Source organism: Pseudocitrobacter sp. RIT415 (assembly GCF_003057695.2).
Taxonomy (GTDB): domain Bacteria; phylum Pseudomonadota; class Gammaproteobacteria; order Enterobacterales; family Enterobacteriaceae; genus Pseudocitrobacter; species Pseudocitrobacter faecalis.
In genome coordinates this window covers 25199-41383 of sequence record NZ_QBJC02000029.1, presented here as the reverse complement: position 1 = coordinate 41383, position 16185 = coordinate 25199, and the positions used below count along the sequence as shown (strand labels likewise).

The window sequence follows — 16185 nt, the reverse complement described above, 5'->3', positions numbered from 1 at the left end:
TTATTACCCCGGGCGTCTTCGCGCCCGGGGTTTTGTTAACTATCAGGTCACAATGTGGTTCTGTTCGATCAGCTCATTCAGTGTGGTTTGTACGTTCTCCAGAGTGATTAACGTGGCTGAACTATGGGCGGTGCCGGTGCCATCACGGTCGATGGAAATCACCGTGTTGCCGCCGCTGGTGGTCACGCTCAGGTAATTGCCGAGCGACGACTCCTGACCGTTCCAGCCGACCAGTAGGTCGCCAATATCAATTTTGTCGCCCTGAGCGAGCGAGAAGTTATCCCAGCGATCGGCCCCGTTGCCTCCTCTGTTATCGGCATTATTCAGCAGGTCATAAATTAAAGTGTCACCGTAGGCCGAGCCGTGGATCACATCTGACTGCGACGTGCTGGTGAACTGCGGGTTCATGTTGATGGTTAAGGTCGCGCTATCCGTATGGCCTTTTTGATCGTTAAGGGTGTAGGTGAAGGTCTCCTTCGTGGTGATGTCGCCGGGGTGCAGACCCGCTTTCAGGGTATAGGTGTACGAACCGTCGATGGCGATGCGCAGCGAGCCGTAGGTGCCCTGAACCGTTGCCGCACCGTTGCTGTCAACCGTCGGGTTGAGGGTCTGCGTGCTGTTGTTCCCGCTGACCGTCAGCACGGTTTGCGCGGAAGCAATCTGATCGACGGCGCCTGCGGAGTCGCTACCGTTGTAGATGTTGCCGGTCACCGTATGCGCGTTGCTGTTGATAAGGAAATTATCCAGATCGTATGAGGTCGCATTCACTACTGGTGTAACGCTGACGTTGCCCAGTTGAGTACTGGTCAAATTGGTCGTGATGGCAAGGGTATACGTGCCGGCATCCAGTTCAAATCCACTGAGCGTCACCGTTCTGGAACCATTCAGTAAGCCGAACGTTCCGGAAGGCAGCGTTGTACCGGTATAGACGGTTTGACCGTTTTCCAGAATCGACCACGCCACACTCAACCCACCCACCCCGGCTAATCCGGACGCGGAGGTATTAAAGGTTACGGAGATGGCCTTCAACGCCGTCCCATCAGCCACATCAAAGGTGCCACTCCCCGTTGCACTCCGGCTACCTTGCGCAATGGTGGCAGAACCAACGCTCGTGTCCGTATAGCTGCTTGTAACCTGGTTGGTTGCCAGCGCCATCGTGCTGCTGGTGTCATTCACGGCATCGACCGGTTTCGCGGTCGGCTGCACGTTTAGCGACGCTGTGCTGGTATCGCCATTCGCCGCGGTTACCGTATATACGAAGGTGTCCGGTGTTTTGATGCTGTCGGCGCCAAGGCCGGATTTCAGGGTGTAGGTGTAATGCCCCTGCGCATCAATGGTCAGCGTGCCGTACAGGCCATTAATCGTGGTGGTGCCATTTGCCGCCACCGCCACGCCGTTCACCTCGGTGACATGACCGTTTGCCGCACCGGCATCATTATCCAGCACGTCGCCAGTTGTGCTGGCTCCCGCGCTCTTCACGCTGTAGGTGTGGTCGGCGTTGACGCTCAGCGTAAAACCGGTTGCCACGGTCAGGCCGGAAACCGTATTCAGTGCAAACAGATACTTACCATCCGGCAGGGTTATAACCAGATCCTCAGCCGTCGAGCCACCCAACAGCGCCGCCTGGAGCCAGCTCGGAACATGGCGGTATTGCTCATAATTACCGGTTGCCGGGTTGTAGCGATAAACATACAGGTCAAAGACCGCGCCAACCGCTACGCCGCCGACGCTTGCGCCCAGTGAGAGCGTACGCGTGGTACCCGCATCCACGTTGTAGATAATCGGGTTCTGCATGTTATTCAGCAGGCCGACGTCAATCACGTTCCCCAGATTCAACCCGACGAGGGTAAAGCCGGTGGTGGAGCTTGGGCCGTTGTTTATCGCCGCGACCGAGGTGTCAAATTGCAGGCTGGCAGTGTCATCCGCGGCGGTAACTGAACTTGGCGGTACAGTAGAGCCCAGCGTGATAACCAGGTTGGCCGAGGAGCTATTCGCCCCCTGGGTAATGGTATAGACGAAGCTTTCTGAACGCCCGACGACGGACACGCTGTTGTTGGTCAGCGTGTAGGTATAGCTACCGTCCTGGTTGATATGCAGGGTGCCGTATTTACCTGCAATATCTGCGCCGCCCGCACCCACCACCGTCGTCACGTTATTGGCGTTAGTGATGGAGGTGACCTGTGTGCCCGCCGGGGCGACATCGCCGCCGTTGTTTGGGTCGACATCGGTGATGACGTTGCCATTTTCAGTGGCTCCGGCAGTTACCGTACCCGCACTGGTTTTCACCAGCGACACATCCAGGCTGGTGTAAGACCCCACCGCCAGCAGGCTGGTGTTATAGCTGATAACGCGATATTGGCCGCCATCAAGATTGTCCAGCGCCAGACGTACACCAGAGGCACCCAGCGTCAGCAGATTGGCGAACTGCGGCAAAGAGGTATCAATGATGGTAACCCAGGCCTGCAGGTCGGTATCATATTTCTGAACGGCGATTTCAAGCGAGTTCAGCAGCGACAGTACAGCCCCGGTCGCCGCCGCTTCAATCACGGCGCTACCGCTTCCGCCAGCGTCGATATTGAATGTCACCTGCGCGGTATCATCACCCAGAACTGACGCCACGTTACCCAGCGCCCCCACCAGCAGGAGGCCGTAATCGCTGTGTTCTTCGCTGGTTACCGTCGCGGTGGTGTTCAGTTCCAGATTCACCACGTTATCGCTGGCGGCCACAGGCAGCGTTGGCGCCGTCGCCAGACCCTGCGTTGAGCTGTTGCCTGCGGCATCGGTGGCAATAGCCGTCACCTGCTCGCCATTGATTAAGCGCGTTGGCAGGCCAAGCGTCCAGTTACCGTTCGCATCCGTTGTGACGGTTAGCGGCGTCGCCTGGCCCGGTACGGTGACGCTCACGGTGCTGTTGGCTTCCGCCGTGCCGCTGACCGTAAAGCCATCAGCGCTGATGGTCGCCGTTGGTGCGGTCGGCGCGACAGTATCCACCGTAATATTGATGGCGGTTGACGGGCTGCTGGTGCCATTCGGGTTGGTTGCCGTGGCGGTGATGGCGTGCAGCCCCTCCGTCAGCGGCGTGGTTGGCGTGTAACTCCATACGCCGGCGTCATTAGCGACCACGGTCGCCAGCAGTACGCCGTTGTTGTAGATGTTAACGGTCGAACGCGCCTGCGCGGTGCCGCTGATATCCGGACGGCTATCGTTCGTACTCTGGTTGTTCCCTACGTTCCCCTGAATCGTGCCGACGTCATCAAAAATGGTGGTGATGACTGGTGTGGCGGGCAGGCCGGTGAACGGTGCGGTGACGTTTGCCGGCAGACCCTGGTTACCCGCGACGTCGGTTGCATAAGCCTGCAACGTCTGACCGTTGGTCTGGCTTGGGGTAAGGGTGGCGGTAAAGTTGCCAAGCCCGTCGGCAACGCCAGTGCCCAGCACGGTGCCGGTGGAGCTCAGTATCGTCACGGTGCTGCCCGCTTCCGCATGGCCGGATACTTGCGTACCGGTACCGTTAACAACCAGATCGGTAGGCGCCGCAGGCGGCGTGAGGTCGACATTCACGGTCGTGACCGTCGAGGCGGCGCTGGTATTGCCTACCGCATCGGTCGCTCTGGCGGTGAAGGTATGCGTGCCCTCCGTTAATGTCGGTGTGGTAAAGCTCCAGTTGCCCGCACCATCGGCCTGAGCGGTGCCAATCACTACGCCATTATCGAAGATGCTAATGGTCGAGTTAGCTTCTGCGGTGCCGCTGAGCGTCGGCGTGGTGTCATCGGTGGCTTGCCCAATTCCAACGCTTCCTGTGACAGCGCCCTGATTATCCGTGACGGTTGAGATAACAGGCGCGTTCGGCGCGGTGGTATCGATCTTCACATTCCACGCGCCAGAGGCGGCTCCGGTATTTCCTGCCGGATCGGTTGCAGTGGCCGTGAGATCGTGTGAACCGGTGGTTAAATCGCGTGGCGGCGTGAACGTCCAGGTGCCACCGCTTCCGACGGTTGTCGTGCCGAGCAGCGTGCCGTTGTCATAGACGGTGATTGTCGCACCCGCTTCACCGGTTCCGCTTAATGTCGGACGCGCGTCGTCGGTGACCTGGCCGTTGGTTAATGGCCCGGTTACCGTGCCGACATCATCCGCCGCAGCGGTAATGGCTGGTGCAGCAGGGGGCGTAAGGTCGACGTTCAGCACAAAGTTGCCCGACGCCGGGCCGGTGTTGCCTGCGGCGTCTGTCGCCGTAGCGGTAAAGATATGGTTGCCTTCCGTCAACGCCGGATCCGGCGTGAAGGTCCAGCTGTTGTTGCTGCCCACCACGGCGGTGCCTATAACGTTACCGTTGTCACGAATGGTGATAGTCGCGCCAGCTTCCCCGGTACCACTCAGGGTCGGGGTCGTGTCGTCGGTCGACTGATTGGATAACAGCGGCGACTGAACGGTGCCGGCGTTATCCGCCGCCTGAACGATAACGGGAGCGGCTGGCGGGGCGGTATCGACAATCAGCGTAAAGGCTGGCGATGTCGCTCCGACGTTGCCCGCCAGATCGGTGGCGACGGTGGTGAAGGCGTGGCTGCCGTTACCTAATGGCGTTTGCGGCGTGAAGGACCAGTTGCCGTTTTCGTCGGCGACAGCAGTGCCAATTTGTATACCGTTATCCAGTACCGCGACCGTGGCGAAGGCGTCCGTCGTTCCGTTCAGCGTCGGGGTGTTGTCATCGGTGGTATTGCCGCTGACCAGTGGGGCGGTAATGCTGCCGACGTTATCCGTCGCATCAACAATAATCGGTGCGGCAGGCCCCGCGGTATCGACGACAAAGTTAAGTGCGGGCGACGGAGCGCTCACGTTTCCGGCGCTGTCGGTGGCGGTGACGGTCAACTGATGGTTGCCATCCGCAAGATCGCTGGTGGGGGTAAAGCTCCAGTTACCCGAGGCGTTGGCTTTCACGCTACCGATGACGTTGCCGTTATCCAGAATCTGTACCGTGGTATTGGGCTCCACGGTGCCGCTCAGGGTAGGGCGGTTTTCATTGGTTTGCTGGCCTTCGGTGATTGGCCCGGTGGTCGGATCAACGCTGTCCTGAGCGGTGATGGCGGATGGCGCAGCCGGTGCCGCCGTATCGACCACGACGGTAAACGGCGCGGTGGGAGTGCTGCTGTTCCCGGCGACATCGGTGGTGGTCAATGTAATGGCGTGTGGGCCTTCCGACAGTGGATCCGTCGGTGTCCAGCTCCAGTTTCCGGATGACGGAACCAGAACGGTGTCCACCTCGACACCATTGTCAAAGATCGTCACCGTAGAGCCCGCTTCCGCGGTGCCGCTAAAGGTTGGCTGAGTATCGTTGGTGGCCTGATTGTTCAGCAGAGGCCCCGTCACCGGCCCCTCATCATCGGTCACCCCCGTCAGCACCGGACGGTTTGGCGCGACGGTATCCACGACCAGCACAAACGGATTGCTCGGCGCGCTGGTGTTGCCCGCCCCATTGGTGGCGGTCAGCGTCAGGCTGTGGCTGCCTTCAGCCAGCGGCGTCGTTGGCGTGAAACTCCATGCACCATTTACTGCGGTTGTACGGCCAATTTCGACGTTATTATCATAAATGATAATGACCGATCCTGTTGCCGCCGTGCCACTCAGGGCAGGCTGTGTGTCGTCGGTGCGGTCGTTGCTGCTGAGTTCACCGGTAACCGTGCCAACGTTATCCAGCACGGTGTTCAGCGTTGGCGCTGTTGGCGTGGTGGTATCAATGGTGACGGTCCAGGTGTTGGACTCCGCGGCGGTGTTACCTGCTGCATCGACGGCGACGGCGGTGAAGTTGTACGTGCCATTACCCAACGCGGTGCCAGGCGTGAATACCCAGTTACCCTGGGCGTTGACGGTGGCTGAGCCAATCAAATCATCGCCATTGTAGATATCGACACGGGCGCTACCCGCTGCCGTACCGCGCAGGGTTGGCTGGGTATCATCCGTTGCGCCGCCGCTCAGTACCGGCCCGGTGACGGTGCCGACATCGTCGGTGACGCTGGTGATAGTGGCGACCGCAGGCGGAGTGACATCAACGGTGAGGGTGATCACCGAGGATTCCGCACTAAGCTGACCGCCGATTTCCGCATGGGCGGAAATGGTGTGCGTGCCTTCGGTCATTGCTGGGTTGGGGGTAAAAGTCCATGCACCTGTTCCATCTGTCTCAATAGGGCCAGATTGCACACCATCTATCGTGACAAATACAATAGAACCTACCGCGGCGGTACCGGTGATCACCGGAGCCGGGTCATCGGTGCTGTCGCCACTGTTGAGTGAGCCTTGTTGTGGGCCAACGTTATCTTCAATGTTAATGATGATAGGTACAGCCGGCTCGGTCGGCGGCACGACGCTAATTTGCGCGGGGGGACTGATATTCCCCGCTTCATCCTGTGCGGTGACGCTGATCTGGCTTCCTTCCGCAGGAACAGGGTTGAGGGTCGTCTGGAAGTAACCCAGCCCGGTGGTGGTTGTGCGGCCAATTTCGGTGCCAGCAGCGTTAAGAATAATAACCGTACTGTTCGGCTCGGCCTGCCCCGTAATGGTTCCGCCATCGTTGCCAAGCTGAATGTTGGTGGGCGCATCCGGCGCATCGGTATCTACGCGCAGGGTAATGCCATCGGATTCCGGGCCGACATTGCCCAGGTCGTCGACGGCCTGGAAGGTGATAACGTTATCGCCATCGGGGAGGGGGTTTTCATCCGCCGGGGTAAAGGTCCATTGCCCCGTGCCGCTGACTTCCGCGCGGCCAATTTCTACGCCGTTGGCGTAAATGATTACCAGACCATTCGCTTCGGCGGTGCCGGTGAAGGTCGGCTTATTGTCATCCGTCAGGCTGCCGTCATCTAATGGATCGGTAATGCCGCCTACGTTATCGGTAATGCTGTTAATAACCGGCAGATCCGGGCCGGTCGTATCAACCGTTAATGTGAAGTTACCGGCTGGCTGGGTGGTGTTACCCGCAGAGTCCGTCGCGGTAAGGGTGATGGTGTGTGGTCCATCGGTGAGCGCCGTCGGCGGTGTAAAGGTCCAGTCGCCGTTGGCATCGGACGTGGTGGTACCCACCGCCACGCCATCCACCAGAATGGTAATCAGCGTATTCCCCTCAGCGGTGCCGGTCAGCAGCGGTGTGGAATCCACGGTGCGATCGCCGCTATCTATCGGAACGGGAGTGGTGTTGGTGTTATCTTCCACGCTGACCAGCACAGGATCTGCAGGTGCGGAGAGATCGACCCGGATTTCAAACGCCTCCGACGGATCGCTGACGTTACCTGCCGGATCGGTCGCCGTCACGTGCAGTTGGTAGGTTCCCTCCGTCAACGGGTTATCCGGCGTCAGGCTCCAGCGGCCATCTTCGCCCACAACCGTCGTACCCAGCACCGTGTTGCCATTGTAGAGAGTGATGGTGTCGCCTTCGTTGCCGGTGCCGCTCACCGTGGGCAGAGGATCGTTGGTCTCATCGCCAGAGGCCAGCGGGCCAGTGTTTTCATCAACGCTATCGGTAACTTCGCCAATCGCTGGTTTTGTGGGGGCGTCCACATCAATGTTGATGGTGAACGGCGGAGAGGCCGGGCTGACGTTACCCGCGGCGTTGGTGGAGGTTACGGTGAAGATATGCTCCCCGCCTTCCAGTGCCGTATCAGGGGTAAAGTTCCAGACACCTCCTTCTACCGTAGCGGTGCCAATCTCCTGACCGTTGTCGTAGATGGTGATAGTCGCCCCTTCCTCACCCGTGCCGTTCAGCGTCGGCAGAGTGTCATCGGTCACCTGATTATTAGCCAGATTGCCCTTATACAGACCGAAATCATCGGCAATGGAAGTAATGGCCGGGGCGACGGCGGCGCTGGTATCGACCGTTAAGGTAAACGGTGTTTCAACCCCAACGTTGCCTGCGCCATCCACGGTCACAAAGCGCAGATCATGTTCACCTTCTGTCAGCGGGAGGGTTGGCGTCAGAGACCATTCACCGTTGCTGCCCACCGTTGCCGTGCCGAGCAGCGTCTGGCCATCATAGATTTTGACCTGCGTATTGGGCTCCGCCGTACCGGAGAAGGTGGGACGACGGTCATCGGTGGTGTCACCACTTTTCAGTTCGCCCTGATAGGTTCCAACATCGTCGGTGACCAGAATAATGCTCGGCGCATCCGGTGCTTCGGTATCGACGGTAAAAGTGAATGGCGTGTCGTTTGCAATCGTATTCCCGGCGGCATTTGTTGCGCTCAGGGTCAGGTTATGCGGGCCTTCGCCCAGCGGCTCGGTCAGCTGTAAAGTCCAGGTGCCATTGGTATCGACAACGGCGGTGCCCAGCAGATTCTCGCCTTCGAAAACAGAGATCGTCGAGCCGACCGCGCCCGTCCCGTTAATCTGCGGTAAATCATCGTTGGTGGATTGCCCGTTGTTCACAAAGCCCGTGTTCGGAGTTTGATCGTCCGTCAGGTGCGTGATCATTGGCAGGGTAGGCGCGGCAGTATCAACGATGATGTTGAAGGAGCCCGATTTGTCGCTGGTATTGCCGCTTTCATCGGTGGACGTCAGGGTGAAGGTATGGCTACCCGGGCTCAGATCGCTCTCTGGCGTGAAAGTCCATACGCCCTGATCGTTAGCCACAGCTTCGCCAATTTTGACGCCATTGTCGTAGATGCTGATCGTCGCGTTCGCTTCCGTTTCGCCGTTAAAGGTTGGACGCGGATCGTTCGTGGTTTGCCCGCTGGTGAGCACGCCTTCACCTTCTGGCACATCATCGATGACATCGCCGAAGACCGGAATTGATGGTGCAGTGATATCCGGCGCATCGACCGTCGCGCTATCGCTGTCGTTCCCGGCGTTATCGGTGGCGATTGCCGTCAACTGCTCGCCATTTTTTTGCGGCGTGGTCAGAACCACTTCGAATTTACCATCGGTGCCGGCGGTGGCGTTGCCCAGCGAGTTGCCGTTAGCGTCGGTAATGGCGACGGTGCTGCCGGGTTCTGCCGTACCGGTCACTTTTGTGCCATCCCCGGATACCAGCAGGTTATCGGGCGCATCCGGGGCAATCAGGTCGGGTGCCTGAATACCGCTCGGCTGGCTGATATTACCGGCGCTGTCGGTGGCGGTGACGGAAAGGATCTGGTTATTATTCTGCACGGGTGTCAGCGTGATGCTGAAATTGCCCTCGCCATCCGCGGTATCTGATCCAAGAATATTGCCGTTCGCATCTTTGATGGTGACCGTGCTGTTGGCTTCTGCGCTACCTGTGACCGTGCTGCCATCTTCGGAAATAATTAATCCGGTTGGCGCATTCGGGGCGCTTAAATCGATGGTGAAGGTTTGTTGCCCGGCTTCAACGCTGACGTTGCCCGCGCTGTCCGTTGCGGTGGCGGTCAGGGTGTAGACGCCTTCGGTCAGCGGTGTGCTGACTGTCAATGTCCAGTTGCCCTGGGCGTCGGCTTTCACGGTGCCGAGTTCAATGCGATCGCCGTTAAGCGTCGCCCACAGCGTCACCGTGCTTCCGGCTTCTGCTCGCCCGCTAATGGTTGGCGTTGAATCGTTGGTGACCCCGCCGTTTGCGACGTTGACGTCATTACCCGTCACTGAGGAGTATGTCGGGGCGTCAGGCGGTGTGGTATCGACTTTGATGATGAAATCCGGTGATTTGCCGCTGATATTGCCTGCGGCATCTTTTGCCGTGGTATTAATCACCCAGTTGCCATCCGTTAACGGGGTGTCAGGCGTAAAGCTCCAGTTGCCCGAGCCATCCGCTTTGACGGTTCCGAGAACGCTGTTATTACCATAAATGGTGATGGTGCTGTTGGGTTCCGCTCTGCCCTGGAAAGTCGGCGAGGTGTCATCCGTTGATTGACCACTGCTGATTGCACCGATGATGGAACCCTGATTATCAAAAACTTCGGCAATGGTTGGCTCATTGGGTGCAGTTTTATCGGGCGAAAGGGCGGTTGCCGGATCGCTAACGTTACCTGCTTTGTCTGCTGCCGTTGCGCTAAGCTGCTCGCCGGTGATTTGCGCCGGGTTGAGTGCGATCATAAAGCTGCCGTTGCTGCCTGCGGTGCCCCTCCCGATAATCGTTCCATCGGCGTCTTTAATGACCACTGTACTTCCCGCTTCCGCTTTCCCGCTAATGGATGCGCCATCGGCGGCGGTGACCAGATCGGTCGGTGCGGCAGGCTTAATGGTATCGACGGTAAACCCAAAACCGGTAACGGAACTGTCCGGCGCAGACGCCCCGGTCGCCACAATGGAGTGGTTGCCATCCTTCAGCGGCGTTGTTGGGGTGTAGCTCCAGTTGCCGTCGCTGCCAACCTGTACGGAGCCGATTTTTACGCCGTTATCGAAAATATTGATGGTTGTGCCGGCCGTGCCGCGTCCACTGAAGGTCGGACGGGAATCATCGGTGCTCTGCCCGGATGTGAGTGCCCCGGTGATGGAACCCACGTCATCGACCACGCTGCGTAGCAAGTTAATGGCTTCTTCAACCACAGTGGGGGCGGTAATATTCGAAGGCGAACTTTGGTTTCCTGCGGCATCGGTTGCCGTTACCGAGAGACGCTCGCCATCGGTTTGCGGCGAGGTCAGAGTTATCGTGAAGTTGCCGTTCCCGTCGGCTTTTCCGGTGCCCAGCACATTGCCTTCGCTGTCGGTGATTTTTACCGTACTGCCGGCTTCCGCTTTCCCGGTAAGCGTTGTGCCTTCAGCGTTAATATTCAGGTCGCTCGGCGCGCCCGGCGCGGTAGTATCATGCGCGGTGACGCTGGTGGTGGGGCTGGTATTTCCGGCGGGATCTTTCGCTTCCGCTGTCAGTTGCTCGCCGTTGGTCTGCGGTTTGTTCAGGTCGACGGTAAATTTCCCATCGCTGCCAGCGGTGCCGGTACCAATAACATTACCATTGGGGTCGCGGATGGTGACGGTGCTGCCGGGCTCGGCATTCCCGGTGACGGTTTTACCATCGTTTGATACGGCAACGTCGGTTGGCGCATCAGGCGGCGTAGTATCTGGCGCGGTGATTGGCGTGGACGGCCCGGTGTTATTCGACGGATCTTTTGCCTCAACGGTCAGGTGTTCACCGTTAGACTGCGGCTTATCGAGGCCGACGGTGAATTTGCCGTCATCGCCGGTTTTCCCGGTACCGATAATGTTGCCGTCAGGATCGCGAATGATAATGGTGCTGCCAGGTTCCGCGCTGCCGGTGACTGTTTTACCATCCGGTGAAATGGCAAGATTGGTTGGCGCGTCGGGCGGAGTGGTATCTACGGGCGGTTGCGGATTTCCCGGATCGGTTCCGCCATTGCCGCCATCATCATGATGATGGCTACCACTGCCGTTACTGTTGGATGCGGCGATACCAATTCCGGCCGCCGCCGCGGCTCCGCCCAGAATCCACGCCCAGGCGGCACCGCCGCTTTCGTTGCTGGCTTCTCCGGCAACCAGCAGTTCATCAATGCTGCTGATTTGCTGGAAGTGGAATGCACCGTCCGTGTCCTGCACCCACCAGAGCGCGCCGTTCGCATCTTCCAGTACTAGTTGGCTCTGCCCTAAAGCTGAAGTGGCGTAAAAGTTTTTTACCGTTACGGTTTCCCCATCTTTCAGGGTGATAACCAAATCCTGATTGGTACGCTGCATCGAGGCGATATCGGCGCGATCGACCTTAATTTTGACAATTGATGGGGCATTCAACGTCACGCTGTCGGTTTCAGCCGTGGTGGCGACGGTAGTCATTTTCGAAATAATCGATACAGAACGCATGGTGTCACTCCATTCGAGGTGAACAGGTTGATCGCAATGGCGATATTCGGTTATTCAGCAGCTCAGGACTTTTACGCCGGCATATTTGTTGTGATATTCAACTCGCCAGAAATTCAGGCAAAGCGGTAGCGCCCACTATCGAAATAGTGATTAGGAATATTCTTAAAATATTGACTGGCGAATAGTTAAATAATTTCTCTCTGAAATTTAATTCCTTGCTCTAAATGATCATTTAAACGTTGAAGTACTGTTGTTGATATAGCCAGATATAAGATAAATCGCAAACAGGCGAGGAATCGCAAGCATGCTAATTATCAGTTAAACCAGCAATTTATGCAGGGTTAATAGCGCTATTGTTGGTGGGGATATTAACGTAGAAAGCAGAGGCACCATTTTTTAACACCATGAATTTGTATGTTTTTATATTTCCCCAGACGAGGGGGGACGGTTAATGATTTTAGGTAAGTCACGGGAATATGGTGTAAAAAAAGGGAGGAAAGGGGCGTTTTAGGAAATGTCTGAATTCATATTTCAGGCATTTTTCATTATTTATTAACTGAAAATCATGATGAAAATATATGATATATTCGTGATCGCGCGCGTAATTGATGCCTGCGCGTAATTATTTTTAATTTGTGGGGTGTGTCTAAGGGCATAAAACATATTATGAAATTAAGTCATGAATTATTCATTACTGAGAAATATGGAAAAGAATATATCCTTTAACATGAGGATTTCAGGGTTCTTATGAGGGAATAACAAAGGCGGGACGAGTCTTTGAAGAACACCCGTACCTCTTCAGGATACGGGTGCATAACCTTTTAGCGCCCGGCGTTTTTCATGATGCGCGCTTTATCCAGCTTCCACTCACGATCTTTCACATCGTTACGCTTATCGTGTTGCTGCTTACCTTTTGCCACACCGATTTTGACTTTGCACCAGGCGTTCTTCCAGTACAGTGAGAGGGCAACAACCGTATAACCGTCACGGTTGATCTGGCCAATAAGGGTATCCAGCTCACGCTGATTCAGTAACAGTTTGCGGGTACGGGTTGGGTCGCAAACGTAGTGGGATGACGCGACCGTCAGCGGCGTGAAGTTTGCGCCGAAGAGGTAGGCTTCGCCATCTTTCAGGATCACGTAGCTATCGCCAATGTTGGCTTTACCGGCACGCAGGGATTTTACTTCCCAGCCCTGCAGCGCGAGGCCCGCTTCGTACTCTTCTTCGATAAAGTAATCGTGGCGGGCGCGTTTGTTCAGCGCAATGGTGGCCGATCCAGGTTTGTGTGCTTTTTTCTTAGTCATAATATCCTGAAGTCATCGCAGTTCGTACACATCTGCCTCAAGCTCCCGCGAGGCGCAATGCGCTATCTTAGCACGAGTTGCCGCGGAACGTTTTTTTTAACCGTAGATAAATGATACTATTTAGCCCGTGTTCGAACATGGAAATTGCTATGCCTCAGATTAGCCGTACTGCGCTGGTACCCTATAGCGCGGAGCAAATGTATACCCTTGTCAACGACGTTAATGCTTATCCTGATTTCCTGCCTGGCTGCACCGGAAGTCGCGTGCTGGAGTCGGGCCCGACGCAAATGACGGCGGCGGTGGACGTGTCGAAGGCCGGTATCAGCAAGACGTTCACGACGCGGAATATCCTTACCAGCAACCAGAGCATTTTGATGCAGCTGGTGGATGGGCCATTTAAGAAACTGATTGGCGGCTGGAAGTTCATCCCGCTCAGTCAGGATGCCTGTAAAATCGAGTTCCATCTTGATTTCGAATTTACCAATAAATTGATTGAGATGGCCTTTGGACGCATCTTCAAAGAGCTGGCGCTGAACATGGTTCAGGCATTCACGATGCGCGCCAGAGAGGTTTACAGTGCCGGGTAAGGTTGTGGTTGAAGTGGCCTACGCGCTGCCGCAAAAACAGTATTTGCAACGTGTGACGCTGGAAGAGGGCGCGACCGTCGAGCAAGCCATTCTGGCAAGCGGTATTCTGGCGTTGCGTGACGATATCGATCTTGCGAAGAATAAAGTTGGTATCTACAGCCGCCCGGTGAAGTTACAGGACGTGGTGCAGGATGGCGACCGGGTCGAGATTTATCGTCCGCTGATTGCCGACCCGAAAGAGCTGCGTCGCCAGCGTGCGGAGAAGTCAGCCGGGAAAGCCTGATGTCACTCTTCAGCCGCCAGAAACAAAAAAAGCGCTCTTTGAGCGCTTTTTTTATTGCCTGGACTTACTCGCCGGTCAGTGCAGGTTTATTGTCGATGTTGGTCAGCACACCGCTGCTGTTGAAGGTGAGCGTCAGCGTTTGCTGCGTCACTTTTTCATGACCCGGCTGCTGGCGGAACACGTAGAACCAGGTATTCGTGCCGAACGGATCGGACATCATCGGGGTACCTAATGCATAAGCGACCTGTTGTTGGGTCATGCCGATGCGGATTTTTGAAATATCGTTAGGTGCCAGATAGTTTCCCTGATTGATGTCAGGACGGTAAACCACTCGCTCCAGAGTGGAACAGCCTGCGGTCAACATCAGAAGAACCGCTGCGGCAGCAGTCAGCGTTTTACAGCGCATAGTGATTTCATTCCTTTTCGGGCCAGAGCAGTACGCGGCTCATATGTAATATGCCGATGATAATAGACATGACGTCAGTTTAAAACCTTTTGCTGTCAGGTCACACGGCGTTTTTATTGTGAACTCAGACTCCGGGGATGCGAAAAAGTTTACGCTGCCAGCAACTCTTTCGCGTTTGCCAGCGTGTTTCGCGTAACTTCGCTGCCGCCAAGCAGACGCGCCAGCTCCTGCAAGCGCGCGCGTTTATCCAGCACCTGCATGTGCGTTTCGGTCATTTCACCGTCGGTTTCTTTGCTGACAAAGAAGTGATGATGACCACAACCGGCCACCTGCGGCAGGTGAGTGACACACATCACCTGCGTTGATTCGCCAAGCTGACGGAGCAAGCGCCCGACAACAGCGGCGGTCGGGCCGCTGATCCCCACATCCACTTCATCGAAGATAAGCGCCGGGGTTTCCATTTTACGCGCGGTGATCACCTGGATTGCCAGCGCAATACGCGACAGTTCGCCACCAGAGGCCACTTTCGCAATGGGCTGGAGCGGTTGGCCTGGGTTGGTGGTGACGCGAAATTCAATGCGGTCTGCGCCGTCTGCTGTGAGGTGCTGTTCTTCAAAGCTGACGTCAATGGTGAAGACGCCGTGCGGCATAGAGAGCGCATGCATGCTGTCAGTGATAAGCCCCGCAAGCTCCTGTGCGCTGTTGAGGCGCAAAGTATGAAGCTGACGCGCGGTTTCCAGCGCCAACTGGTGATGACGTTCCACCGCGTGCTTCAGGGTTTCCAGTGAGTCGCTTTGATCGTCAAGCTGTTGTTGTTCATCAAGCAGCGACTGGTAGAAGTCGGGCAACGCTTCGGGCGAAATATGGTGTTTACGCGCCAGCGCGATTTGCCGCGACAGGCGTTGTTCCAGTTCATACAGGCGATTCGGGTCGAGATCGAGACGGTCGCAGTAGTGACGCAGTTCATCGCTGGCTTCGCTGAGCTGGATAGACGCTTCCTCCAGCATATCGAGCACGCTGGCGAGTTTGTTGTCCATACCGACCAACTCAGTAGTGAGCTGCTTAGCAGTATAGAGTTGGCTTAGCAGGTTGGCGTCTTCTCCGTCGGCGAGCAGCGCCAGTGCATGCTGACTGGTGGAGAGCAATTGCCCACTGTTAGCCAGACGCTTGTACTCTTCGTCTATTTGCTCATATTCGCCGGGCTGCGGGTTGAACTCGATAAGCTCTTTAAGCTGATATTGCAGCAGTTCGGCGCGCGCGGCGCGTTCCTGGCTTTGCTGCTGATGCTGTGCTAAATCCCGACAGCTTTGATGCCACAGACGGTAATGCTCAGCCATCTGTCGGATAAGGGTAGATTCGCCCGTATAGCCGTCGAGCAGGGTTTTCTGATGTTCGGGTTTAACCAGAAGCTGGTGCGCGTGCTGACCATGGATTTGAATCAGCAACTGACCCAATTCACGGAGCTGTGAGAGTGGCACGGCGGTGCCGTTGATAAAACCACGAGAGCGCCCGTCACTGCTGATAACGCGGCGCAGCAGGCATTCGCGGCCATCTTCAAGCTGGTTTTCTTCAAGCCAGCGCAGCGCGGCTGGCGTGTCTTTCAGGGCGAAGCGAGCGCAGAGGTCGGCACGGCTGGCACCCGCACGCACCATATCGCCTTCCGCGCGGCCACCGAGGCACAGACCGAGGGCATCGATAGCAATAGATTTACCGGCCCCGGTTTCACCGGTGATGGCCGTCATGCCGCCGTTAAAGTCGATTTCAAGTTCACGAACGATTGCAAAGTTGCTGATGGTCAGTTGTGCCAACATAGCTGCTTTCCTGTATGAAAAACCATAACTGTGTTTTCATACAGTATAAACT

At 56.6% G+C, this 16185-nt stretch carries 6 protein-coding genes; 2 read left to right on the top strand and 4 right to left on the bottom strand.

Annotated elements, in window-relative coordinates:
- Nucleotides 1-42 precede the first annotated feature (42 nt).
- Complete coding sequence (locus DBY68_RS20975) at nucleotides 43-11742, bottom strand: BapA/Bap/LapF family large adhesin (protein ID WP_108477025.1); 11700 nt, start codon at nucleotides 11740-11742, stop codon at nucleotides 43-45.
- A gap of 821 nt (nucleotides 11743-12563) precedes the next feature.
- A complete protein-coding gene (gene smpB / locus DBY68_RS20970; protein ID WP_015963347.1) occupies nucleotides 12564-13046 on the bottom strand; it encodes an SsrA-binding protein SmpB in 483 nt (160 codons plus the stop codon).
- Between the two features lie 149 nt (nucleotides 13047-13195).
- Between smpB and DBY68_RS20965 the strand changes: the two genes are divergently transcribed.
- Nucleotides 13196-13633, top strand: a complete 438-nt coding sequence (locus DBY68_RS20965) for a type II toxin-antitoxin system RatA family toxin (protein WP_015963348.1) — start codon at nucleotides 13196-13198, stop codon at nucleotides 13631-13633.
- Complete coding sequence (locus DBY68_RS20960) at nucleotides 13623-13916, top strand: RnfH family protein (protein WP_108477026.1); 294 nt, start codon at nucleotides 13623-13625, stop codon at nucleotides 13914-13916. The genes DBY68_RS20965 and DBY68_RS20960 overlap by 11 nt, the downstream gene beginning before the upstream one ends.
- 64 nt (nucleotides 13917-13980) lie before the next feature.
- On the opposite strand, the gene bamE is transcribed toward DBY68_RS20960, so the two are convergent.
- Nucleotides 13981-14322: an outer membrane protein assembly factor BamE gene (gene bamE / locus DBY68_RS20955; RefSeq protein WP_015963350.1), complete on the bottom strand. Its 342-nt coding sequence runs from the start codon at nucleotides 14320-14322 to the stop codon at nucleotides 13981-13983.
- Nucleotides 14323-14471: 149 nt separating this feature from the next.
- Nucleotides 14472-16133 carry a DNA repair protein RecN gene (gene recN / locus DBY68_RS20950; protein WP_108477027.1) on the bottom strand — a complete coding sequence of 554 codons (1662 nt, stop codon included), beginning with the start codon at nucleotides 16131-16133 and terminating at the stop codon, nucleotides 14472-14474.
- Nucleotides 16134-16185 lie beyond the last annotated feature (52 nt).